Below are 22,584 nucleotides of genomic sequence, written 5' to 3' on the forward strand. Positions count from 1 at the left end.
CCTGCCCCCTCACAACGACAAATGCGCGTCGCGGATATCCGGACGCGCATCGAGTTCGGCCATGGTGCCGCCGAAGCAGATCCGGCCGCGCTCGATGATATAGGCGCGATCGGAGATCAACCGCGCGAAATGCAGGTTCTGCTCGGACACGACAATGCTGACGCCTTCCTTCTTCATGGTCAGGATCGCGTCGACCATCTGCTCGACGATCTTCGGCGACAAACCTTCGGAAGGCTCGTCGAGCAGGACCAGCGAGGGGTTTCCCATCAGCGTGCGCGCGATGGTCAGCATCTGCTGCTCGCCGCCGCTCATCCGGCCACCCGGACGGCCACGCATCTCCCCAAGGTTGGGAAACAGCGCGAACAGCTTTTCGCGCGTCCAGCACGGCGCGCTCGGCCGCTGCGGCTGGCGGCCGACCTCGAGGTTTTCCTCGACCGTCAGTTCGGTGAATATCCGCCGCTCCTCCGGCACATAGCCCAGCCCCCGCCGCACGATCGCGTGCGTCGGCTCTTTCGAGACGTCCGTGCCCTCGAACAGGATGCGCCCCGAGCGTTGCGCGACCAGGCCGACGATCGAGCGGAATGTCGTCGATTTACCGGCGCCGTTGCGTCCCAGCAGCGCGACGACCTCGCCCTCGCCGACCTCGAGCGTGATGTCGAACAGGATATGGGCGGGCCCGTAATGGCTGTTGAGGTCCTGGACGCTGAGCTTCATGCCGACAGCCCCTCGCGATGACGCGCGTCATAGACCAGGCCCTCGCCGAGATAGACGGCGCGCACCTGCGGGTTGGCGCGGACCTGCTCCGGCGCCCCCTCGGCGATCAGGAGCCCGCGGTTGAGCACGAGGATGCGATCGGCATGCTCGAACACGACATCCATGTCATGTTCCGTGAAGAGGACGCCGATCGACTGCTCCCGCGCGATGCGCGCCGAAAGCTTCATCAATTCGATCCGCTCGCGCGGCGCCATGCCGGCGGTCGGCTCGTCCATCAGGAGCAGCTTCGGCTGGTTGGCGAGCGCAACCGCAAGCTCGAGCCGTTTCAGGTCGCCATAGGCGAGTTCGCCACAGGGCCGCTCCGCGTAACCGCTCAAGCCGACCAGTTCCAGCAGACGGTCAGCCTCGGCGGTCTCGAAGCGCGGCGTCGACGACCAGAGATTGAAGAGCTGACGGCGATACGACACCAGCGCCACCTGCACGTTTTCGCGCACCGTCATGGTCGGGAACGTTGCCGTGATCTGGAAGGTCCGCCCCACGCCGAGCCGCCAGACCTCGCGCGGCGGCTTGCCGGTGGTGTCCTCTCCCATCAATGTGATGCGGCCGCTGTCCGGCTTGCGCTGGCCGTTGAGCATGTCGAAGCAGGTGCTCTTTCCAGCGCCGTTCGGGCCGATCAGGGCGAGAATCTCGCCGGCCCTCAGCTCGAACGACACGCCGCGCACGGCGTGAACGCCGCCATAGGATTTTGACAGCCCTTCAACTTTCAGCAATGCCGGTGCCATGCTCATTCGGCGGTCTCCACCGTTGAGCTGATCCGCGCCGAATTCGAGGAGGAACGCCGGTAGCGCAGGCGCAGCGTCTCCAGCACCCCGACGATGCCCTTGGGGAAGGCGACCACGATCAGCACGATGAACGCGCCCAGCACGAGCTTGGACCAGTCGGTCTGGCTCACCAGCCAGATGCTCAGCGCCTTGTAGACGATGGCGCCGACCACTGCGCCTGAAATCGTCTCGACGCCGCCGAGCAGGACCATGACCAGCGCATCCACCGAGATCGAGATGCCGAGGCTGTCCGGAAACACGCTGCCCTTGAGATAGGCAAAAAGCGCACCCGCAACACCGGCGACCGTGCCCGAGATCACGAAAGCGGTCCACTGGATGCGCTTGACGTTGACGCCAACAGCTTCGCTGCGCAGCGGCGAGTCGCGCGTGGCGCGCAGGGCATAGCCAAACGGCGAGAACACCGCGACCCGCAGCGCCGCCACCGTCAGCACAGCGACGCCGAGCGCGAGCCAATAGAAATGCGACGGGCTTGAGGCCCAGCGCTCCGGCCAGACGCCGAGGATGCCGTTATCGCCGCCGGTCACCGCAACCCACTGGAAGGCGATCGACCAGACGATCTGGGCAAAGGCGAGCGTCAGCATCGCGAAATAGACGCCGGCGAGCTGGACGGCGAAGAAACCGAACACGGCCGCCCCCAGGCAGCCCAGCAAGGGCCCGAGCAGAAGCGAGACGATCATCGGCAAGCCCGCCATCTTGGCGAGGAAGGCAACACCGTAGGCGCCGAGCCCGAAATAGGCGGCGTGGCCGAACGAGGCAAGCCCACCGACCGCCATCAGGAAATGCAGGCTTGCGGCGAAGATCACGAAGATCGCGATTTCGGCGCCGACCGTGAGCGCGTAATTGCCGCCAAAGAGCGGCAACGCCGCCGCGATCACGAGCACCGCGAGGGTAGCGAGCCGCTCCGTTGCGTTCAGCGGCCGCCACGGATTGACGGTGAGGCCGGGCGTGCGGCGTGCAGGCGCTTCGGCCTTGCCGAACAGTCCCCATGGCCGAACGATCAGCACGACCGCCATGACCAGGAAAATCAGGATGATGGAAATCTTAGGGAAGATCAGGATGCCGAACGCGTTGAGCTCGGACACCAGCACCGCGGCGACGAACGCGCCGGCGATGCTACCGAGGCCGCCGATCACGACGACGACGAACACGTCGACGATGACCCTGAGATCCATCGTGTGGTTGACCGCATCGCGCGGAATCTGCAGCGCGCCGCCAAGTGCCGCCAGGAACACGCCGACTGCAAACACCGACGTGAACAGCCATTTCTGATTGACGCCAAGGGCTGCGACCATGTCGCGGTCCTGCGTCGCGGCGCGGACCAGGACACCCCAGCGGGTGCGCTGGAACATCAGCCAGAGAATGCCGAGCACCGCGGGGCCGAGCACGATCAGGAACAGGTCGTAGCTCGGGATGTTCTGGCCAAAGAAATCGACAGCGCCCTTGAGGCCCGGTGCGCGCGGGCCGAGAAGATCGTTCGGCCCCCAGATCAGCACCACGAGATCCTCGACCATCAGCGTCAGGCCGAACGTCGCAAGCAACTGAAACAGTTCCGGCGCATGATAGATCCGTCGCAGCAGCAGCATCTCGACCACGACGCCGATTGCCGCGACGATGAGCGACGCCGCGACAATGCCGCCCCAGAATCCGAATGCGCCGGAGAAACGCTCGGTCAGCGTGAACGCGACATAGGCGCCGAGCATATAGAACGCGCCATGCGCGAAATTGACGATGCGCGTCACGCCGAAGATGATCGAAAGCCCTGACGCGACCAGGAACAGCGACGCCGCGCTGGCGAGACCGGTCAGGAACTGAACGACATAGAAGGCCATGAGCGGTCCGCGTTGGTATGGCCGCGTCGACTTGAATCGCCGCGTCAAAAATTGCTTCACCTCGCCCCGCTTGCAGGGAGAGGTCGAATTCAAGCGCCCGCTTGAATTCGGGTGAGGGGGACTCTCCACCTGTTCGCTGGTGAAGATAGCCCCTCACCCCTCGCCCTCACCCCGTAAGAGCGCGGAGAGGGTGAACCTTAGTCCTTCGGACGCATCTTCTCGATCTCAGCGTCAGAAGGCAGATAGTCGGAGCCCTTGCGATAAACCGAATCGACCATGACGCCCTTGCCGTCCTTCAAGGCGGTTTTGCCGACGAAGGCGCCGAGCGTCGACTGGTGGTCGATCTTTCGGAAGGTGATCTCGCCGAACGGCGATGGCACCGAGAGCCCCTCGGCCACCGCAATCATTTTCTCTGGATCGGTCGAATTGGCCTTGGTGAGGATCGCGGCCGCGGCCTTGATAGTCTCGTAGCCGACAATCGAGCCGAGCCGTGGATAGTCGTTGTACTTGGCCTGATAGGCTTTCAGGAACGCCTCATGCTCCGGCGTCTTGATCGAGTACCAGGGATAGCCCGTGACGATCCAGCCCTCCGGCGTCTCGTCCTTCAAGGGATCGAGATATTCCGGCTCGCCGGTGAGGAAGGACACCACATCCCGGTTCTTGAACAGGCCGCGGGTATTGCCTTCGCGCACGAGCTTCACGAGGTCGGCGCCAAAGGTGACGTTGAGGATCGCCTCGGGATTGGCGGCGGCAACCGCCTGCACCACCGGGCCGGCATCGATCTTGCCCTGCGGCGGCCACTGCTCGTCGACCCACTGGATATCGGGCCGCTTCTCCGACATCAGCTTCTTGAAGACGGAGACCGCCGACTGGCCATATTCGTAGTTAGGCGCAATCGTCGCCCAGCGCTTGGCCGGCAGCTTGGCGGCCGCCTCCACCAACATCGCCGCCTGCATGTAATTGGAAGGGCGCAGGCGGAACGTGTAGCGATTGCCCTTGGACCAGGTGATCGCATCGGTCAGAGGCTCGGCTGCGAGGAAAAACACCTTTTTCTGGTTGGCGAAGTCGCTGACGGCCAGCCCGATGTTGGACAGGAACGTGCCCGCCAGCATCGCCACGTTCTCGCTCGACACCAGCTCATTGGCCGCGGTCTGCGCGTCGGCCGGCTTGCCGCCGTCGTCCTTGGAGATCACGACAAGCTTCTTGCCGTTGATGCCGCCGGCGGCATTGACCTCCTCGACCGCGAGCTGCCAGCCCTTGCGGTAGGGTTCGGTGAAGGCCGGCAGCAGGGAGTAGCTGTTGATCTCGCCGATCTTGATCTCGCTCTGCGCCATGGCCGAATTGGCCACGCCCGCCGCCGCAATGGCGAGGCTCGCCGCCAGGAAATGTCTCCGTCGCATCCCTTCCTCCAGTGCTGAAAATTTTATCGCAAACCGTCTTCGCCCTTGATCTCACCTACCGTCAAGCCGCCGACCCGTGGCAGCGGACGGCCGCTGTCGGTGACGGCAAGGGCAACCATGATCTCATTGGCACGCGGCGCGTCATTGATCTGCACCTCCATACCGTCGAAATGGCTGCGCACGAAGGCCGCGTCCTTGTGCCCCAGCGGAATGTCCAGCGTGGTGCCCGGTCCGCTGCGCTTCTTCGACGACGGGATCAGCGCGGCGCCCTTGCCCAGCACCTTGCGCACCGGCGCGCCCATCTTGGGATGCAGGATCGCCGCCGCATGCTCGAGCTCGCCGTTCTCGCCGACGGCAGCCGCCTTGCCGTAGCTGTGCGCCTTCGGCCCTTCGATGCCCAGCGCCGCCACGGCCCGTTTCGCAAGCAGATCGCCGAGTTCCTCGCCAATCGCGATCAGGGGCGAGAGGTCTTCAACATAGCGGCCGGCGAACGGATTTTCGATCACAGCGATCGCGGCCGCGCGCCGCGTCGGCGGCGAGACCGTCTTTCCCATCTCGCTATGCGTCTCTTCGACCACGGTGACGATCTTGCGGATGACGGCGTTCATGTCGGCCTCGTTCTCAATCAAGCATGCATCAGGCGCGCCGCACGCTGGCGCGGCACCGGAACAGTATCCTTATAGGCGCCGACCGTGACCATTTCTCGGTTCAGGCAAAGCGCTGCGCCTTCGATCAGCCCCGCCGCAAGCACCTGTCGCGCGCGGTCGGCGCCTGCATCGAGCGCGGCGTCGGTTTCCTGCCGGGACAGCGGACCGACGTCGCGGGTGACGAGACGCGCGCCGAGATCGGTATCAGGCTGCAGTCCATTCGCCGGCACGCGCAGGACCGCCGGATGTCCCGGCAGATCGACGGCATTGGCGATCACGGTTGCCGCGGCGTCGGCTTGCGCCGCTGTCTGCGCCAGCACCGTAACGGCATCGGCAATGCCGAGCGAGAAGCTGCGGCCATGGCGGCCGCTGGTGGCAACACCTCGCGCAGGGTCGCCGGCGACGACGGCTATCATCCGCATCACGCCCTGACGATCCGGCCGATCCATCAGGCCGACCGAAAATTGCTCGCCTTCGGCAAGATGGAATGCGATGTCGCCGCCGTTGTTGACATAGGCACGCTTCAAGGGCGCCGCGTGCAACATGGCCCCGAGAATTTCCTCGGCGACGCTGCCGGCGACCGCCGCCATCGGCGTGATGAAGCAGCTGCCGGCAAATGGCGCGACCGCCACATGCATGCGGCGCGCGACCACGCCCTGCAAGGTGCAGCGCGCGGGATCGGCCGCGCGACGCAGTTCGGCAAGCTCCGCACAGAGTTCATCGAGCAGGCCAGTGAAGCGCGTCGCTGCCGCCTCATAGGCCGCGCGCACCGCCGGCGCCGTTCCGTTTGCCTCGACGACCAGATCGATGGGACCGTCCTGCAAATGCAGCCGCCTGCCGTCAGGAAGAAGCGCGATTTGCGGCGACCTTTTCATTGACGCCGTCCGGGCAGGTGCGGCATTGGCCGGATCTCAGCATTTTCCCGGATCGACGCCAGCGGGCGCACATAGTCCATATGGCCGCCGAGCGCCGCATAGTCGGACAGCCGCATCGTGAATTCGATCGGCGCGACCAGAGCCGGTGTGGGCACGTAACCGAAGGCACCGACCGGCATCTGCGTGACATCGACCATGAAGGTGATGCCGCCGCCCGGCCAGACATAGACCGGTGCGCCGCCGCTGGTGACGCGCGTCAGCGCGTCCTTCACCGATCGCGTCAGACGCACCGGATTGTCGGTGACGCCGGCGCGGAGCGATCCGCCCGCCCCGCCCATGAACAGCACCGTGCACAGCGCGGGCTCGCAATTTTCCCTGATCCGCTCGACCGAAAATTTGAGTGCGGCCGGAATCTCCTTCTCGATCGGCCGCAGCTCCGCGTCGAGCTCATAGAAGGCCGAGTGCTCGCCCGTGGTCGAGACCATCAGCATGGTCAGGCCCGGCCGCGCTTCCTTCGGATTGAATGGCCCCAGCACCGAAAGCGGATCGGAGATGTTGGTGCCGCCCCACCCCGTCCCGGGCTCGGCAACCTGGAAATAACGGCCCGGCGTCGAGCGCCGGCCTTTCATCTTGATGCCGGTGTCGGGAACATCGAGCAGCTTGCCGGCCTGGTGCTCCGAGAGCACGCCGGTGATGTGGTCGTCGACGACGACGACTTCGTCGACCTTGCCGTGCCATTGCTTGGCGAACATCCCGATGGTCGCCGAGCCGCAGCCGACCCGCATGCGCTCCTCTGCAGTACCGTTGACGATCGGCGGCCGACCGGCCTGCACCACCACGGTGGCGCCGCCGTCGATGGCGAGCTCGACCGGCTTGCAGTTGCTCAAGTCCATCAGAGTGTCGCAGGTGACGCGGCCCTCCTTCTTGGAGCCGCCGGTGAGATGATGGACGCCGCCGAGCGACAGCATCTGCGAACCATACTCGCCTGTGGTGACGTGACCGACCGCCTCGCCCTGCGCGCGCACGATCGCGGTTTCCGGCCCGAGGTGACGATCGGTGTCGATCTTCACCTTGACGCCGCAATAGCTGAAAATGCCTTCGGTCACGACGGTGACCATATCGACGCCATCGACCTCGGACGAGACGATGAAGGGCGCTGGCTTGTAGTCGGGATAGGTGGTGCCGGCGCCGATCGCGGTGACGAAAATGCTGGGCTCGTGCACGATCTTGCCGTCCCAGTCGCTTACGGCGGTGAACGGCACGAGCCGCCCGCCATGCGAGACCGTCTGCTCCAGGACGATGTGCGGATCTACGCGGACGAGCTGTCCGTCATGATTGGCGTAGCGGTCGCAGGCGCCTGCCGCGCCCGGCTTGATGTAGCACATCACCGGGCAGGCATCGCAGCGGATCTTGTCGCCGACAACGGAACCTGTCGTATCAGCCACCATGTCAGAGCCTGCTAGTGGTGGTTCGGAAGTCCGTATCCGACTTTTCATTCGTATACGAACGATCCTGCGCGCGAACCCAGAACCTGTCAAGCCGTCGCTTGCGCGATTTTGCTGGCTGCCGAACAAACGCTCAGTGTGCCTGCCCTATTGTCCACAAAGCGGGCAGCCGGTTGCAGTGCGATACGCGCGCCGCTTGCACGTTTGTATGCAAACGGTACTGTCGGCACGTCACGCGCGCAACGGAAACAGCAGGGATGACGCGATCCACGATCCGCCTGACCGTCAACGGCAGGATCCATGACATCGATGCCGCGCCGGATACCGCACTGCTTTACGTGTTGCGCAACGACCTCGAATTGAACGGACCGAAATATGGCTGCGGGCTCGGCGAATGCGGCACCTGCACGGTGCTGATCGACGGCGTCGCGGCGCGTTCCTGCGTCATCCCCGTCGAAGGCTGCATCGGCCGCGACGTCGTCACGCTCGAAGGCCTCGGCTCGCGCGATCAACCCGATCCGGTGCAGCAAGCCTTCATCACGGAGCAGGCTGCGCAATGCGGTTATTGCCTCAACGGCATGATCATGACCACCAGGGCGCTGCTGAACCGGACGCCGCATCCGTCGGAAGCGGAGATCGTCGAAGCGTTGCGCTATAATCTTTGCCGCTGCGGCGCGCATATCGAGATCATCCGTGCGGCCATGCGCGCCGCCGGACATCTGGTCGAGGCGCGCGACTGATGGCCGGTGCCGGCACGTTATCGATCGTTCGCCGAGCCGACGCAGGTGGCACCGAAACCTTCATCAAGATTTCGGCCGACGGCGTCGTCAGCGCGTTCAATGGTCACGTCGATCTGGGCACAGGCATCCGCACCGCGCTCGCGCAGATCGTCGCCGAAGAGCTCGACGTGTCCCTTGCGCGGATCGTGGTCGTGCTCGGCGATACCTCGGAAGCGCCCAACCAGGGCGCGACCATCGCGAGCGAAACCATTCAGATCTCGGCCGTGCCCCTGCGCAAGGCGGCAGCGCAGGCGCGGCAGTTCCTGCTGGCGCGCGCGGCCGAACGGCTTGAGCTGCCGGTCGAACAGCTGTCGATCGAAGACGGCCTCATCCGCGGCCACGACAACCGCAGTGTCAGCTATGGCGAGTTGATTTCGGACGACACCATCCGCCTTGAACTCGCGGACGAAATGCCCGTCAAGGCCGTCGGCGCCTACAGCATCGTCGGACAGTCGGTGCCGCGGGTCGATCTGCCGGCGAAAGCGACCGGCGAGCTCGTCTATGTTCACGACGTGCGCGTGCCCGGCATGCTGCACGGCCGCGTGGTGCGCCCGCCCTATGCCGGCGTCGATGCCGGCGCCTTTGTCGGCACCAGCCTGGTCGCGGTCGACGAAGGCTCGGTGCGCGATGTGCCGGGACTGGTCGCCGTCGTCAGGATCGGGGATTTTGTCGGCGTCATCGCCGAGCGTGAGGAGAACGCGATCAAGGCCGCGGCGCAGCTCAAGGTGACCTGGAAGCCGACGCCGACATTGCCCGACCTGAACGACCTCGCAACGACGCTGCGCGACAATCCCTCGACGCCGCGCAAGCTCGCCGACAAGGGCGACGTCGACGCCGCGATCGCTTCCGCCACGAAGGCGATGCCGCGAACCTATGTCTGGCCCTACCAGATGCACGGCTCGATCGGCCCCTCCTGCGCGGTCGCCGACTATCAGGAGGGCCGCATCAAGGTGTGGTCCGGCACCCAGAACCCGCATCTCCTGCGCGCCGATCTCGCGCTCCTGGTCGATCGGCCGGAATCCGGCATCGAGGTGACCCGGCTCGAGGCCGCCGGCTGCTATGGCCGCAACTGCGCCGACGACGTCACCGCCGATGCGCTCTTGCTGTCACGTGCGGTCGGCCGGCCGGTTCGCGTCCAGCTCACGCGCGAGCAGGAGCATGTCTGGGAGCCGAAGGGCGCCGCCCAGCTGATGGATATCAACGGCGGGCTCAACGCCGACGGCAGCGTCGCGGCCTACGATTTCTCCACACGCTATCCGTCCAACGGCGCGCCAACCCTGGCGCTGCTGCTCACGGGCCGGATCGCGCCGGAGCCCGCCATCTTCGAGATGGGCGACCGCACCGCGATCCCGCCCTATGACTACGACAATCTGCGCGTGGTCGTGAACGACATGCCGCCGATCCTGCGCGCCTCCTGGCTGCGCGGGGTCTCCGCGCTGCCCAACAGCTTCGCCCATGAATCCTATATCGACGAGCTCGCAACCGAAGCCGGCGTCGATCCGATCGAATATCGGCTGCGCTATTTGAAGGACAAGCGCGCGATCGATCTGGTCAAGGCCGTGGCCGAGCGCGCCGGCTGGCAGCCGCGGCCGGTATGGCGCGAGCAGACGCCCGAGGGCGACGTCGTGCGCGGGCGCGGCGTTGCCTACGCGCTCTACGTCCACAGCAAGTTTCCGGGCTATGGCGCGGCGTGGTCGGCCTGGATCGCCGACGTCGCTGTCAACAGGAACACCGGCGATGTCAGCGTCACGCGCGTCGTCGCGGGCCAGGATTCCGGACTGATGATCAATCCGGATGGCGTGCGCCATCAGATCGAGGGCAACGTCATCCAGTCGACCAGCCGCGCGCTGATGGAGGAGGTTTCGTTCGACCGACACGCGGTAACGGCGCGGGAATGGGGCGCCTACCCCATCATCCAGTTCCCGGAGCTTCCGAAAATCGACGTCCTGATGCTGCCGCGGCAGGATCAGCCGCCGCTTGGCGTCGGCGAATCCGCGTCCGTGCCAAGTGCGGCAGCAATTGCCAACGCGATTTTCGACGCCACCGGCGTGCGCTTCCGCGAGCTGCCGTTCACGCCCGAGCGTATCCTCAAGGGTTTGCGCGGTGAGGCGCCGGCGATGCCGGAGCGGCTCTCGGCACCGCCAGCGGCCGCGCCCGCGTTGGACAAATGGCGCAACCCATTCGCAGGCCGACGAGGCGTGTTCGCCGGTCTCGCTGCGGCCTGCGCTGCCGCGATCGGCATCGGCGCCGCCATGCTGCCCTGGCGCGCGATCGCGCCGATCGCCAGGCCAGACGCATCGGTCTATTCCGCCGCAACGATTGCCCGCGGCAAGGAGCTGGCCGCGCTCGGCGACTGCGCGGTCTGCCATACTGCAGCACGCGGCATCCTCAACGCCGGCGGCCGGCCGCTCGCAACCCCGTTCGGGGTGATCCACAGCACCAATATCACGCCCGACGTCGAGACCGGCATCGGCGCGTGGTCGTATCCGGCCTTCGAGCGCGCGATGCGTGAAGGCATCCATCGCGACGGGCGGCATCTCTATCCGGCCTTTCCCTACACGCATTTTGCCAAGGCCAATGATGCCGACCTGCAGGCGCTCTACGCCTATCTGATGGCGCAGGCGCCGGTGCGCGCCGAGACGCCAAAGAACGAGCTGGCGTTTCCGTTCAACCTGCGACCGCTGATGGCTGGCTGGAATGCGTTGTTCCACCAGCCCGGCACGTTCCAGCCTGATCCCGACCGATCGGACATCTGGAATCGCGGCGCCTATCTGGTCGAAGGCCTCGGCCATTGCGGAGCGTGCCACACGCCGCGCAACGCGCTCGGCGCGGAGAAACAAAACGGCTATCTCGCCGGCGGATTTGCCGAAGGCTGGGAGGCGCCGGCGCTGACCTCGCTGTCGCGCGCCCCGATCCCGTGGAATGAGGACGAGCTGTTCGCCTATTTGCGCACCGGCTATGCGCACCTCCATGGCGTGGCCGCGGGTCCCATGGCGCCCGTCGTGAAAGAACTCGCGGCCCTGCCCGATCAGGATATCCGCGCCATGGCGGTCTATCTTGCATCGTTCGATGACCGCGCGCCCGGCGGGCAAGCGCAGACGCAGCTTGCAACGCAACTGGAGACCGCAACGAAGCTTGACGTGCTCTCCTCCGCCGGCGCACGGCTCTATCGCGGCGCCTGTGCGGTGTGCCACGAAGTCGGCGGGCCGCCGCTGTTCGGCAGTCGCCCCTCGCTCGCGCTCAACAGCAATCTGCACAGCGATAATCCCGACAACCTGATCCAGGTCATCCTGCACGGGGTCATGGAGCCGGCGTCGAGCAACCTCGGCTATATGCCAGCCTTCAGGGACCACCTGAACGACGACCAGGTCGCGGAGCTCGTGAGCTTCCTTCGGCAGCAGTTCGCGCCCGACAAGCAGGCCTGGACCGAGACCCGTGCGGCGGTCGCGCGCGTCAGGGCGGCCGCGAATTGAACTCCATGTCGTTGATGAAGCCATCCAACTGCCTCCCGTCTGGACGGACCTTCAGACCACCGCCTTGGGCCACCCCTGGCGCTTCCTCAAGGTCCGCCGAATGTCTATTCTATCCCCGAGCGGGACCAGGTTCCCCGGTCCGGCTCATGATTGAGGCGCCCTGTATCAGCGAGACGACAAATGGCTCCCAAAGATCCGCTCAACTGGATGCTGTCCGACGCCATCGACACGCTGGTGCGCGCCGAACGGATGCGCCAGCAGTTCTTCAGCCTGCACTCCACGTCCCAGGAGCCGACCTGGGAACCACCGATCGACGTGCTGGAAACCGACAGCGAATTCCTCATCCTCGTCGCGCTGCCTGGCGTCGATCCGGAGCAGGTGGAAGCCGTGGTCAAAGATGGAATCCTTGTCATCAGCGGCCGAAGGACCCTGCCCGACGAGCTGCGCAACGCCCGCATCCACCGGCTTGAGCTTCCGCAGGGTCGCTTCGAGCGCCGCATCGCCCTTCCCCTCGGCCGCTATGCCGTCAGCCGCTTCGACGTCAACGGCTGCATCGCATTGCGCCTCCTCAAGTCAGTGTGAGGTCGTCCATGGCTGTCAACGACGAAACCAACGCCTCTCCGCGCACGCCGGATGTCGATACCGTCCGCATCCCCGACGATGCCCTGATCATCGTTCCGGTCCGCAACATGGTGCTGTTTCCGGGCGTGGTTGCGCCAGTGACGGTCGCGCGGGCGAAGTCGGTTGCCGCCGCGCAGCAGGCCTTGCGCGACCAGCGGCAGATCGGAATCCTCCTGCAGCGCAATCCCGAGGTCGACGACCCCTCGCCTGACGATCTCTATCGTGTCTGCACCATCGCCAATATCGTGCGCTACATCACCGCGCCGGATGAGACCCATCACATCATCTGCCAGGGCGTCCAGCGCGCCCGCGTGCTCGACTTTCTCCCGGGCACGCCGTTCCTCGCCGCGCGCGTCCTTCACATCCCGGAGCCGACGACGACCTCTCCGGAGATCGAGGCGCGCTTTCTCAACCTGCAGCGGCAGGCGATCGAGGCGATCCAGCTCCTGCCGCAGTCCCCGCCCGAGCTCGTGGCGGCGTTTCAGGGCATGACCGCGCCGGGCGCGCTCGCCGATCTCGCCACGTCCTACATGGACATCAAGCCGGCCGAAAAGCAGGAGATCCTCGAGACCATCGACCTCTCGGCGCGCATGGACAAGGTCTCCCGCTTCCTCGCGGAACGGCTCGAGGTGCTGCGGATCAGCAACGAGATCGGGCAGAAGACCAAGGCTGCGTTCGACGAGCGTCAGCGCGAGGCGATCCTGCGCGAGCAGATGGCGACCATCCAGCGCCAGCTTGGTGAAGGCGACGGCAAGGCGCAGGAAGTCGCCGAGCTGAACGAAGCCATCACCAAGGCCAAGATGCCGCCCGAGGCGGAGGGCCAGGCCCGCAAGGAGCTGCGCCGCTACGAGCGGATGCCGGAAGCGGCTGCCGAATCCGGCATGGTGCGCAGCTATCTCGACTGGCTGATCGACCTGCCCTGGAGCCTGCCCGAGGAGAAGCCGATCGACATCGCGGAAGCCCGGCGGATTCTCGATGCCGACCATTTCGGCCTCGAGAAAATCAAGGCGCGCATCATCGAATACCTGGCGGTGCGCAAGCTGGCGCCGCAAGGCAAGGCGCCGATCCTCTGCTTCGTCGGCCCGCCCGGGGTCGGCAAGACCTCGCTCGGACAATCGATCGCACGCGCGATGGAGCGCCCGTTCGTGCGCGTCAGCCTCGGCGGCGTGCATGACGAGGCCGAGATCCGCGGCCACCGGCGCACCTATATCGGCGCGCTGCCTGGCAACATCATCCAGGCGATCAAGAAGGCGGGCGCGCGCAACTGCGTGATGATGCTCGACGAGATCGACAAGATGGGCCGCGGCATCCAGGGCGATCCGTCGGCGGCGATGCTGGAGGTGCTCGATCCCGAGCAGAACGGCACGTTCCGTGACAATTATCTCGGCGTCCCCTTCGACCTGTCGCGCGTCGTCTTCATCGCGACCGCCAACATGCTGGACGGCATTCCCGGTCCGCTGCAGGACCGCATGGAGATCATCAGCCTGCCCGGCTACACCGAGGACGAGAAGTTCGAGATCGCGCGGCGCTACCTCGTGCGCCGGCAGCTCGAAGCCAACGGGCTGAAACCTGAACAGGCCAGCATCGAGCCTGAGGCATTGCGGCAGATCATCAAGGGCTATACCCGCGAGGCCGGCGTCCGCTCGCTGGAGCGGGAGATCGGCAAGGCGTTGCGCTACGCCGCGGTGCAGATCGCCGAAGGCAGCTCGACCCACGTCATGATCGCGGCCAAGGATCTGACCGCGATTCTCGGGCAGCCGCGCTTCGAGGGCGAGATTGCGCTTCGCACCAGCGTGCCCGGCGTCGCGACCGGGCTCGCCTGGACGCCGGTCGGCGGCGACATCCTGTTCATCGAGGCGACCCGCGTTCCCGGCCGAGGCAACCTGATCCTCACCGGCCAGCTCGGCGACGTCATGCGCGAGAGCGTGCAGGCAGCGCTGACGCTGGTGAAAAGCCGCGCCAGCCAACTCGGCATCGACGGTTCCGTCTTCGAAAAGAGCGATATTCACGTCCACGTGCCGGCCGGCGCCACGCCAAAGGATGGGCCAAGCGCAGGCGTTGCGATGTTCACGGCGCTGACCTCGCTCTTGACCAACCGCACCGTGCGGCACGACACGGCGATGACCGGCGAGATTTCGCTGCGCGGCCTGGTGTTGCCGGTCGGCGGCATCAAGGAGAAGGTCGTTGCGGCCGCAGCCGCCGGCCTGAAGCGCGTGATGCTGCCGGCGCGCAATCGCCGGGATTTTGACGACATTCCGCAAGGCGCGCGCGAGAAGCTCGAATTCATCTGGCTCGAACGGGTCGATGACGCGATCGCGGCGGCGCTTGAGGACGTTCGCCAACCCAGCGCTGCGGCGGAGTGATCGCGCGCCGACAGCGGCGTAACGGGTCCTGGCCTTCGCTAGGACAACGTCCGAGGACCCCGTTTTCCGGATTCAAATGTCAAAGAGCTATTGAGCTGTCATCGCCCGGCTTGACCGGGCGATCCAGTATTCCAGCGACGATCGTGCTCATTTGAGACGCCTCTGGGATACTGGATGCCCCGCTTGCGCGGGGCATGACGGCGGCGGCGTACGACCTCGCCTTCCCGCGGCGCCGTTGCGTCCGGGTTGTTCGCATCAAGACCCTCCGATGAGGGCGCAGGGAAAGCCGGATGCTGGTCGCACCCGCAGCCTCGCGTGCAACAAAAAAGCACACGAGTTAGTCACCACAGGTTTGACCGAAACAGTCCGGCCTTCCCCGCGCGATTGGTTTTAACGGTTTCCTGCGTGCTCTTCCCGGAGACCGGGCTTTCTTGTCTCCGTCGTCAGCGGATCGCCCGCGAACTTGATGCCAGCGTCGGGGCATCAGAACCACACGCCTTCGCCGTCCGCAATGATTGTCGCTCGCCTGGCGATATCATCGCGTCCATCGCATCCCGCGCTCAACGTCCGTGACGATGCGCAACGCCCCTCTTGGCGAGTGCGGGACGCGCCGAGTGAAGCCACTGATTTGCCCGACGCAACAAGCGAAATATTTTTCACGCGAGGGCTGGACCAGCCAAATCAGCCTGAATCCGCTCGTGAATTTCGATCTTTCGCGCACGCGGTTTCAAGCGCGTCAGGTGCCGCCTTGCGCCTTCCAGGGGATCACCCGCTTCTGGATCTGCTGCAGCAGAAGCTGGAAGCAGTAGCCGAGCCCGGCGACCACGATCAGCCCGACATACATGTCGCGGACCTCGAAGACCTGCCACGATCGCCAGATCATATAGCCGACGCCGACCTGCGTGCCGAAATTCTCGGCGATGACAACGACAATCAGCGCCATGCCGACGCCGAGCTGAAGCCCGGTGAAGATGAACGGCAGCGCGCCCGGCACCGCGATGGTACGGTAGGTCTGCCAGCGGCTCGCCTTGAAGTTGGAGGCGACATCGAGATAGATCTTCTCGATGTTGATGACGCCGGCAAGCGTAGAGAAGAACATCTGGAAGAACACGGCGATGGCGACGATGATCCATTTCGAGGCTTCGCCGATGCCGAAGATCATCATCACGAGCGGAAACATCGCGATCTTCGGAATCGGATAGAGCGCGTTGATCGCGGGCTGCACGAACGCGCGGACAACGGGCGACAGCCCGAGCAGCACACCGAGCACCAGTCCGGGAATCGTGCCGAGCAGCGTTCCGATCAGGACGCGCAGCACGGTCCAGCCGATGTCGACGAAGAGCTGGCCGGACTGCACCAGCTCAAACAATTCCAGGATGACCGAGCTCGGGCTCGGGAAAAACCTGAAATCGAGCAGGTGCGCTCGCACCATGAGCTCCCACACCACGAGGATCAACGCCGGCGAGGCGACCGCGGCGAACGCTTCCGACCGCACCAGGCGGACCAGCGGCGAAGGCGGCTTTCGATCGTCGGCGACGATGCGGATCGCATCGCGCGAAAGGATGGTCGTCATGGGGCGGAGACCTCCTCGCGAAGCAGGGTCCATATCCTGCGGCTCATCTGCCCGAACGCCGGGTCGGCCTTCAGGTCGTAGACACGCCGCGGTCTTGGAAATTCGACCTTGAATTCCGCCCTCAGTGTTCCCGGCCGGCGCGACATCACCAGGACGCGGTCGCCGAGCACCAGCGCCTCGTCGATCGAATGGGTGATGAAGACGACGGTCTTTCGCGTCTCGCTCCAGATCCGCAGCAGCTCTTCCTGGAGCAGAGCCTTGTTCTGCTCGTCGAGCGCCGCGAACGGCTCGTCCATCAGCAGGATTTCCGGGTCGTTGGAGAACGCCCGCGCCACGCTGGCGCGCTGCTTCATGCCGCCGGAGAGCTGGTGCGGATAGGCGTCGGCGAAGCGCGCCAGTCCCGCAAGCCCGATGAAATGATCGACCGTCCGCGCGATCTGCTCGGGTGGAACGTGCCGCAGCTTCAGGCCATAGGCGACATTGTCGCGGATGGTCATCCAGGGAAAGATCGAGGCTTCCTGGAAGATCATCGAGCTCAGGGGAGCAGCCGGATCGTCGCGCATGATGAGCACTTCGCCACGGCTTGGCGTCTCCAATTCGGCCAGAATGCGCAGCAAGGTCGTCTTGCCGCATCCGGACGGACCGACGATGCAGACGAACTCGCCTTTTCGCACCTCGAGATTGATGTCGCTGATCGCATCGACGGTGGAATGGCCGAGCGCAAAGCTCTTGCCGAGATTCCTGATGCGGATCTTGACCGCATCGCCGCTCACTCGCGGAGCGGATTTGACGTTCGCTACCATTTGCCCAGATTCCCTCATGCGAACGTCAAATCGAAAGCTCTACGAACATCAATAACTTGCTGGTGTCCTTTCGGACCCGAAGTTCGCAAAAGAGCTTGGCCCGCAAAATGATGCGAAGGGTCCGGGACACTAGCCTTGCCTTTCGTAAACGATGCGGCCATCCACCATGGTCTTCAGGACGGTGATGGATTTCAGCGCCTCGACATCCGCGGTTATCGGATCATCGGAGAGGATGGCGAGGTCGGCGAGCTTGCCGACTTCGATCGAGCCGAGCTTGTGCTCGGCGAACGCGTAGCGCGACGCCGCGCTGGTGTAGAGCCGCAGCGCCTCCTCGCGCGAGACCGCCTGCTCGTGCCCATAGACCGTTCCGCCCGCATCCTTGCGCGTCACCGCGACATACATGTTGATGAAGGGGTTGAGCGGATTGATCGGATAGTCGGTGCCTTGCCCGACCGCGTCGAGGCCGAGATGGTCGATCATCCAGCGCAGCGGAATGGCGCGGTCGGCATTTTCCTTGCCGATATAGCGGGCGATGGTCGCCGCCTTGTCCCACAGGAAGGCGCTCTGGGTGTCGACCCGGACGCCCAGCGCCCTGGCGCGCGTCATCTGGTCGGGCTGCATCAGGCTGCCGTGAATGACGACGAACCGCCGGTCGCGGATCGAGCGCTCGCGGTCGGCACTTTCATAGGCATCGAGCACCTTGTCGACCGCGGCGTCACCGACGGCATGAATGCCGACGCGCCAGCCGTAACGATTGGCGATCGACACGAACCGCGTCAGACGCTCGGGGCTCACGACAACGGTGCCGTGATAGCCGGGCTCATCGGGATAGCTTTCCCGCATGTCGGCAGTCCGCAGCGTCATCCCGCCGTCGACCTGCATCTTGACGCCGGAGAGGCTCAGCCAGTCGTCGCCGAAATCCGAGCTGATGCCCATCCGCGACAGCAAAGCCTCGAATTCCGACTCCGGCATCGTCGGGTTGAGCCCGCCGGTCGGGGCGTACATCGCACTGATGCGCAAGCTCGCCTCATGCCGCCGCGCGATGATCTGATGCACCTGCAGGTCGAACGGATCGACGCGGGCGCTGATCGCGCTGGTGACGCCAAAGCTGTTGAAATAGGCCATGGCATCCCGGATCTGGCGGATGCGGGTGTCCTGCGACCACGGCGGCAGCAGGTCCTGCACCAGATCCTCGGCATTTTCCTCGAGCACGCCGCTGGGTTCGCCGGTCGCGTCGCGGTGAATCTCGCCGCCTTCGGGATTGGGCGTGTTGCGGTCGATCCCGGCCATTTTCAGGGCGAGGCTGTTGGCAAGGGTGAAATGCCCGACCGGGAGGCAGACCGGATGATCGGGCGCGGCGGCATCAAGCTCGAAGCGGTTGATGAAGCGCCGCTCCTTCAACTGCGCGATCGGATGCCAGATCCGGCCGCGGATCCACTCGCCGCGCGGCGTCTTTTCGGCCATCGCACGCACGCGCGCCTGCGCCTGCGCGATCGTGGAGACGCCGTCGAAGGAGACAGTGTAGTTGAAGAGACCGGCCGCCTCGACATGGGCATGGGTATCGATCAGGCCGGGCACGACCGTCCTGCCGCCGGCATCGATGATCGCGGTCCGCACGTCTGCATATTGCCTGATATCCGCTTCGCGGCCGACCGCGACGAACCTGCCGTCGCGGATGGCGACGGCATCAGTGGTCGAGGACGTCGCATCCATGGTGCGGATCGCGGCGTTGACGACGATGCTGTCGGCAAAGAGACCATGCCCGGCACTGGTGGCCGCCTTCACGTCGCTTGCCCGCATGTTTGGTATCTCTTCAAGGCTTGCGGTGCAGAAACGTCATCGTGTCCTAGTGCACGAGCGGACAATCGCCCTTGTCGATCGGGCGAAATGCCTCTTCCGCCGGGATCGTGCGCACCAGCTTGTAATAGTCGTAGCGCTGCCTGGATTCCTCCGGCTTCTTGACCTCGAACACGAACATGGTGTGGATCGCGCGCCCGTCCTTGCGCACCCTCACCGGCCCGAACAGCGGATCGTTGATCTCCGCCGACTGCATCTGCGCAACCACCTTGTCGCCGTCGATGGCCTGCGCCGCCTGCACCGCGCGCAGGTAAGCGATCGTCGCCGAATAGGTGGCGGCGTGGTTGATGGTGGGCACACGGCCGTTCATGCGCTCGGCGAAGCGCGCGCTCCAGGCCCGCGTGCTGTCGTTCAAGTCCCAGTAAAAGGGCTCGCTCAGCAAGAGCCCCTGCGCCGCCTTCAGCCCCAGCGAATCGATATCGACGATCTGCATGAACAGGGCGGCAAGCTTCTTGTCGCCGCTCAGGATCTTGAACTCGGAGATCTGCTTGATCGCGTTGATGGCGTCGGCGCCGGTGTCGCCGAGCGCGATCACGTCCGCGCCGGAGGCCTGCGCCTGCAGCAGATACGAGCTGAAGTCGCTCGTCCCCAGCGGGTGCGACACCGAGCCGAGCACCTTGCCGCCCTGCTTCTCGACCGCCTCGGCGGTGTCGCGCTGCAAGGCCTTGCCGAGCGCATAGTCGAAGCTGACGAAATACCAGGACTTGCCGCCGCGCTCGGTGATCGCGCGCCCCATGGCGTTGCCGAGCGCCCAGGTGTCCAGCGCCCATTGCACCGTGGTCGGCTGGCAGAATTTTCCGGTGAGGTCCGACGTTGCCGAACCCGAGGCCAGCATGGTGCGGTTCTTCTCCTTCATGATGGTGTTGACGGCGAGCGCCACGCCGGAATTCGGCAGATCGACGATCGCCGTGACGTTCTCCTGGTCGACCCAGCGGCGCGCGATGGCCGAACCGACGTCGGGCTTGTTCTGGTGGTCGGCGAAGATGATCTCGGCCTTCAGCCCCTTCGATTCCTTGGCAAAGTCCTCGGCCGCCATTTGCGCCGCGATGAACGAGCCCTTGCCGGCCTGGTCCGAGAACGGCCCCGAAAAGTCGCTCAGCACGCCGATCTTGACCGTGTTGTTCGGAACCTCGGCCGAGGCCGCGCCCATGGCGGCCAGCACCACGCCCATGGAAGCCGCAAGGATAGGATGTCGCATCGCATTTCCCCTGTTTGCGGACGGGTTCGCCGCCTCACAAATTTCTAAATATCTCGTTTTTTATGTTACAGGCGACATTGTATGATATTTCTATTCGTGTCAAACCAGCGCGAGGAAGAGTCGGACGCGCCGGCCTCTGTCTGCGACCCGTCACGCGGCAGCGCGAGGTGCAGCAGACGAGCTTGCGGCAAGTGAAGTCCGGACCGACAATTCCGTTCCCGCCCATGTGAGGCTGTCGGCGACCGATGTTCTGCCTGTGCTGCCGCCCTGCTCCGGGTTTCTTCGCCGAAAGCGTGGTCGGCGCCGCCGGCGACGTCGCAAGCGCCCTGAAGCGTCGTGCCGCCTATGAGCGCCGGCGCGGCTACTCGCGCGCGCCGGCCACCCATCCCGCACCGTCCGAGTTCGTCATCCGCAACAGCCGCGCGATCACGATGGACCCGCATATCGGCGATATCGCCCATGCCGATATCCATGTTCGCGACGGGAACATTGTCAATGTCGGGCGCGCGCTTGCGACACCGGCGCTCGAAATCGACGGCAGCGGGCTGATCGCCCTGCCGGGCTTCGTCGCCGACCACCGCCATCTCCTCGACGAGGCGGCGGGCGCCGACGAGCCCGGCCATCCCGGCCTTCGCGAGGCCGCCCCGGAAGACATCTATCGCGTGCTGCGCCTCGCCCTGCTCGATCTGGTTTCCGCCGGCTTCACCAGCATTCACTGCTGCGCCGCCGATATCGGCGAAGGCCATGCGGAAACCGCCCTGCTCGCGCTGATCGACGCCGGCCTGCGCGGCCGTTTCAGCTATCCGCTCGGCGCGGAGCCGTCGACGGCCACGGCCAGCGCCGTGACCTTAATCCGCGAACTCCATGACACCTGGTTCGCCACGCCGTCAGGTCACCTGCTCGATCTCGGCATCGTCGGCAGTTCCACCGAGGCCGCTGAACAGATCCTCTCGTTGCACCGGTTGCCGGTGGCGACACACGACATCGTCCAGCCCGCCGGGCCGGATTGCGCCAACCGCACCATCGGCGCGGCGCGCCGGCTCGGGCTCGATCCATGGATCGGATCGCTGTCGCCGGGCAAATGCGCCGACCTCATTCTGGTTGCCGGCAGCCTTGGCCCGCCGACGACCGCTGCCGACGTCGCGCTGGTCTGCATCGACGGACGCATCAGGAAGCGCAACGGCATCCTGACCGAGCCGAACGAAGGCCTGATCCGCCGCGAGGGCGGCGACGCGCTCGCGCGCCTGCAATCCAGTCTTTTTCGAGGGAATGTCATCCGATGGCCAGGGTCGGCGACGCGGTAATCGCAGCGGTCGAAGAGAGCGTGCAGGCGAGCTTCATCCCGCAGCAGCTGCTGCCGGAATGCGACGAGGATGCGCTCGCCAGGCACATGCACTGGATGGCGCCGCTTCACTACGACCCGGGCGCGGGCCGGTTTCGCACCTCCGTCCGCTCCTATCTGGTCAGGACCGGCCGCCACACCGTGCTGATCGACTGCTGCGGCGGCAACCACAAGAACCGCCCGTATTTCCCGCGCTTCCACCAGCGCGAGCATGACTGGCTCGACCGCCTCGCGGCGGCCGGCGCTGCACCCGAGCAGGTCGACTACGTCATGTGCACCCATCTGCACGCCGACCATGTCGGCTGGAACACGGTGCTGAAGGACGGAAGCTGGGTGCCGACGTTTCCGAACGCGAAGTACATCGCCCACCGCGACGAGCTTAACCGCTGGAATCCCGCGCACGCTTCGCACCGCTTCTCTGCGCATAACGAATTCACCTGGGAGGATTCGATCCTGCCTGTGGTCGAAGCCGGTCAATGCGTGGCGGTCGACGACGGCTACGAGCTCGACGAGATGCTGACGGTGGAACCGACGCCGGGGCATACGCTTGCGCATGTCGCGATCCGCCTGCGCTCCGGCGCACGGCAGGCGATTTTTTCCGGCGACGTCATGCACGTGCCGCTGCAGGTCCACTATCCGCATTGGGGCACCAGCCTCGACGATGATCCGGCGCTCGGCGTGCGCTCGCGCCTGCGGTTGCTGGAGTCCTGCGCCGAGACGGGTACGCTGGTGCTGCCGACGCACTTTGTTCCCGGCAATGGCTGCTTCATCCGGCGCACGGCGGAAGGTTTTGCATTCGAATGGAACAGGGATCACAGCTAGC

17 protein-coding genes are annotated in these 22,584 nt (G+C 65.3%); 6 read left to right on the forward strand and 11 right to left on the reverse strand.

The window, feature by feature from the left end:
* Window positions 1–9 precede the first annotated feature (9 nt).
* The 7 genes from QOU61_RS27955 to QOU61_RS27985 all read right to left on the reverse strand — a co-directional run bounded on the left by QOU61_RS27955 (window position 10) and on the right by QOU61_RS27985 (window position 7,755).
* Window positions 10–714, reverse strand: a complete 705-nt coding sequence (locus tag QOU61_RS27955; RefSeq protein ID WP_289654435.1) for an ABC transporter ATP-binding protein — start codon at window positions 712–714, stop codon at window positions 10–12.
* Complete coding sequence (locus tag QOU61_RS27960; RefSeq protein ID WP_289654436.1) at window positions 711–1,502, reverse strand: ABC transporter ATP-binding protein; 792 nt, start codon at window positions 1,500–1,502, stop codon at window positions 711–713. Before QOU61_RS27960 ends, QOU61_RS27955 begins: the two co-directional genes overlap by 4 nt.
* Window positions 1,499–3,385, reverse strand: a complete 1,887-nt coding sequence (locus QOU61_RS27965) for an ABC transporter permease (RefSeq protein WP_289654437.1) — start codon at window positions 3,383–3,385, stop codon at window positions 1,499–1,501. Before QOU61_RS27965 ends, QOU61_RS27960 begins: the two co-directional genes overlap by 4 nt.
* 197 nt (window positions 3,386–3,582) lie before the next feature.
* Window positions 3,583–4,785, reverse strand: a complete 1,203-nt coding sequence (locus QOU61_RS27970) for an ABC transporter substrate-binding protein (protein WP_289654438.1) — start codon at window positions 4,783–4,785, stop codon at window positions 3,583–3,585.
* 23 nt (window positions 4,786–4,808) lie between these two features.
* Window positions 4,809–5,393, reverse strand: a complete 585-nt coding sequence (locus QOU61_RS27975; RefSeq protein WP_289654439.1) for an amino acid synthesis family protein — start codon at window positions 5,391–5,393, stop codon at window positions 4,809–4,811.
* Window positions 5,394–5,410: 17 nt separating this feature from the next.
* Window positions 5,411–6,307 carry a UPF0280 family protein gene (locus tag QOU61_RS27980; RefSeq protein ID WP_289654440.1) on the reverse strand — a complete coding sequence of 299 codons (897 nt, stop codon included), beginning with the start codon at window positions 6,305–6,307 and terminating at the stop codon, window positions 5,411–5,413.
* On the reverse strand, window positions 6,304–7,755 hold the full coding sequence (locus QOU61_RS27985) for a 6-hydroxynicotinate reductase (RefSeq protein WP_289654441.1): 1,452 nt from the start codon (window positions 7,753–7,755) through the stop codon (window positions 6,304–6,306). Before QOU61_RS27985 ends, QOU61_RS27980 begins: the two co-directional genes overlap by 4 nt.
* Before the next feature lie 254 nt (window positions 7,756–8,009).
* Here QOU61_RS27985 and QOU61_RS27990 point away from each other — a divergent pair, with 254 nt between their 5' ends.
* The 4 genes from QOU61_RS27990 to lon all read left to right on the forward strand — a co-directional run bounded on the left by QOU61_RS27990 (window position 8,010) and on the right by lon (window position 14,988).
* Window positions 8,010–8,492, forward strand: coding sequence for a (2Fe-2S)-binding protein (locus QOU61_RS27990; RefSeq protein ID WP_289654442.1), 483 nt, complete (start codon window positions 8,010–8,012; stop codon window positions 8,490–8,492).
* Window positions 8,492–12,004, forward strand: coding sequence for a molybdopterin cofactor-binding domain-containing protein (locus tag QOU61_RS27995; protein WP_289654443.1), 3,513 nt, complete (start codon window positions 8,492–8,494; stop codon window positions 12,002–12,004). The genes QOU61_RS27990 and QOU61_RS27995 overlap by 1 nt, the downstream gene beginning before the upstream one ends.
* Before the next feature lie 180 nt (window positions 12,005–12,184).
* Window positions 12,185–12,586 (forward strand): Hsp20/alpha crystallin family protein, encoded by a 402-nt coding sequence (locus tag QOU61_RS28000; protein ID WP_289654444.1) that lies wholly within the window; start codon window positions 12,185–12,187, stop codon window positions 12,584–12,586.
* 8 nt (window positions 12,587–12,594) lie between these two features.
* Window positions 12,595–14,988, forward strand: coding sequence for an endopeptidase La (lon, locus tag QOU61_RS28005; protein WP_289654445.1), 2,394 nt, complete (start codon window positions 12,595–12,597; stop codon window positions 14,986–14,988).
* Window positions 14,989–15,724: 736 nt separating this feature from the next.
* Here lon and QOU61_RS28010 read toward each other — a convergent pair.
* From QOU61_RS28010 to QOU61_RS28025, 4 genes are all read right to left on the reverse strand, one after another.
* Window positions 15,725–16,561, reverse strand: a complete 837-nt coding sequence (locus QOU61_RS28010) for an ABC transporter permease (protein ID WP_289654446.1) — start codon at window positions 16,559–16,561, stop codon at window positions 15,725–15,727.
* Complete coding sequence (locus tag QOU61_RS28015) at window positions 16,558–17,364, reverse strand: ABC transporter ATP-binding protein (protein ID WP_289654447.1); 807 nt, start codon at window positions 17,362–17,364, stop codon at window positions 16,558–16,560. Before QOU61_RS28015 ends, QOU61_RS28010 begins: the two co-directional genes overlap by 4 nt.
* A 129-nt stretch (window positions 17,365–17,493) precedes the next feature.
* Window positions 17,494–19,164: an amidohydrolase gene (locus QOU61_RS28020; protein WP_289654448.1), complete on the reverse strand. Its 1,671-nt coding sequence runs from the start codon at window positions 19,162–19,164 to the stop codon at window positions 17,494–17,496.
* A 46-nt stretch (window positions 19,165–19,210) separates the two neighbouring features.
* Window positions 19,211–20,419, reverse strand: a complete 1,209-nt coding sequence (locus QOU61_RS28025; protein ID WP_289654449.1) for an ABC transporter substrate-binding protein — start codon at window positions 20,417–20,419, stop codon at window positions 19,211–19,213.
* Window positions 20,420–20,664: 245 nt separating this feature from the next.
* Between QOU61_RS28025 and QOU61_RS28030 the strand changes: the two genes are divergently transcribed.
* Window positions 20,665–21,723, forward strand: a complete 1,059-nt coding sequence (locus QOU61_RS28030; RefSeq protein ID WP_289654450.1) for an amidohydrolase family protein — start codon at window positions 20,665–20,667, stop codon at window positions 21,721–21,723.
* Window positions 21,699–22,583, forward strand: coding sequence for an MBL fold metallo-hydrolase (locus tag QOU61_RS28035; protein ID WP_289654451.1), 885 nt, complete (start codon window positions 21,699–21,701; stop codon window positions 22,581–22,583). The genes QOU61_RS28030 and QOU61_RS28035 overlap by 25 nt, the downstream gene beginning before the upstream one ends.
* Window position 22,584: the final 1 nt, after the last annotated feature.

Origin of the sequence: Bradyrhizobium sp. NP1 (genome assembly GCF_030378205.1) — a bacterium.
In the GTDB taxonomy this organism is placed as follows: Bacteria; Pseudomonadota; Alphaproteobacteria; order Rhizobiales; family Xanthobacteraceae; genus Bradyrhizobium.